3 protein-coding genes are annotated in these 1,827 nt (G+C 59.7%); all 3 read right to left on the reverse strand.

The window, feature by feature from the left end; genetic code table 11:
* Nucleotides 1-290 (reverse strand): ATP-binding cassette domain-containing protein (locus tag AC1DWI_RS21480; protein ID WP_477725710.1); only part of this gene is annotated, 290 nt, incomplete at its 3' end.
* 47 nt (nucleotides 291-337) lie between these two features.
* Nucleotides 338-1,198, reverse strand: a complete 861-nt coding sequence (gene pstA, locus AC1DWI_RS21485) for a phosphate ABC transporter permease PstA (protein WP_477670887.1) — start codon at nucleotides 1,196-1,198, stop codon at nucleotides 338-340.
* On the reverse strand, nucleotides 1,195-1,827 hold a 633-nt coding region (pstC, locus tag AC1DWI_RS21490; RefSeq protein ID WP_477725711.1), incomplete at its 5' end, for a phosphate ABC transporter permease subunit PstC. The genes pstA and pstC, both read right to left, overlap by 4 nt.

Consider the following 1,827-nt stretch of genomic DNA (forward strand, 5'->3'; position numbering starts at 1 on the left):
AAACCGACCTTGGAGCGGATCAGCGCCACGTCTTTTTTGGACGTCAGCAGGTTCTCACCGTCGAACATGATTTCACCTTCTGCGCGCTGCTCGGGATAAAGCTCATACATGCGGTTGAAGATGCGCAACAACGTCGACTTGCCGCAGCCCGAAGGGCCGATGAAGGCCGTGACCTTCTTCTCGGGAATTTCCAGGTTGATGCTTTTGAGGGCGTGGAACTTGCCGTAGTAGAAGTCGAGGTTCTTGACCGAAATTTTCGATTGCTCACGTGGTGCAGTAAGGGTATCCATCTGTGACCTTGTTGTGTTGTGTGGTCTAAAGGAAAGGCGTCAGCCTGTCAGTTTTTGGCGCGTGTCAATACACGCGCCAGGATGTTCAAGCCAAGCACGGCCATGGTGATCAGGAACACGCCTGCCCACGCCAGCTGCTGCCAGTTCTCGTAAGGGCTCAGCGCAAACTTGAAGATCGTCACAGGCAGGCTCGCCATGGGCTGGCTTAGGTCAGACGTCCAGAACTGGTTGTTCAGCGCCGTGAAGAGCAGCGGCGCCGTTTCCCCGGCAATCCGCGCCACGGCCAGCAGGATGCCGGTCGTCACGCCGGCACGTGCGGCACGCAAGGTGATGCTGGTGATGACCTTCCACTTCGGCGCGCCCAAGGCGTAAGCCGCTTCACGCAGGCCTGGCGGCACCAGTTGCAGCATGTTTTCCGTGGTGCGAATCACCACGGGAATAACGATCAGTGCCAGCGCCAGGACACCGGCCCAGCCCGAATAGGATTTGAACTGCGACACGACGACCGTGTACACAAACAGGCCAATCACGATGGATGGTGCAGACAGCAGAATGTCGTTGACGAAGCGCGTCACGGATGCCAGCATGCCCTTGGTGTTGTATTCGGCCAGGTAGATGCCCGCCATGATGCCGATCGGCGTGCCCACAAAAGTGGCCAGCAGCACCATCAGGAAGGAGCCGTAAATTGCGTTGGCGATACCGCCCTCTTCATTGGGCGCCGGCGTCATCTGGGTCAGGGTTGCCCATGAAAGACCGCCCACGCCCAGGCGAATCGTTTCCCACAAAATCCATGCCAGCCAGAACAGGCCAAAGGACATGGCTGCGAGGGAGAGAACCAGCGCAATCCGGTTGACCCGCTTGCGGCGGGCAAACTTGGCCAACCGCGCATCGTGCATCACGGCGCTCATGTTTTCACCCCTTCACTTTTTCGCAGTTGGGCCAGCAGCAGCTTGGACAGCGACAGCACGACAAACGTGATGAAGAACAGCACCAGGCCCAGGTAAATCAAAGCAGCCTGGTGCAGGCCCTCGCCCGCTTCAGCGAACTCGTTGGCCAGCGCCGACGTGATGCTGTTGGCGGCCTGGAAGAGACTCAGCGAATCGAGCTGGTTGAAATTGCCGATCACGAACGTGACCGCCATGGTTTCGCCCAAGGCCCGGCCCAGGCCCAGCATGATGCCGCCCACCACACCGGCTTTGGTGTAAGGCAGCACGACCTTGGAGACAACTTCCCAGGTGGTGGAGCCCAGCCCATAGGCGGACTCTTTGAGCAGCACCGGTGTCACTTCAAACACGTCCCGCATCACCGAGGCGATGAAGGGAATGATCATGATGGCCAGGATGATGCCCGCCGACAAAATACCGATACCGACGGGGGGGCCAGACACCAGCGCGCCCAGATAAGGCACGCCGCTCAAAAGGCTTTGCAGCGGCTGCTGTACGTAGGTGGCCAGGATGGGGCCGAACACCAGCAGGCCCCACATGCCGTAGACGATGGACGGCACGGCGGCGAGCAGTTCGATGGCGGTGCCCAGGGG

Source organism: Polaromonas sp. P3_C2 (assembly GCF_056402675.1).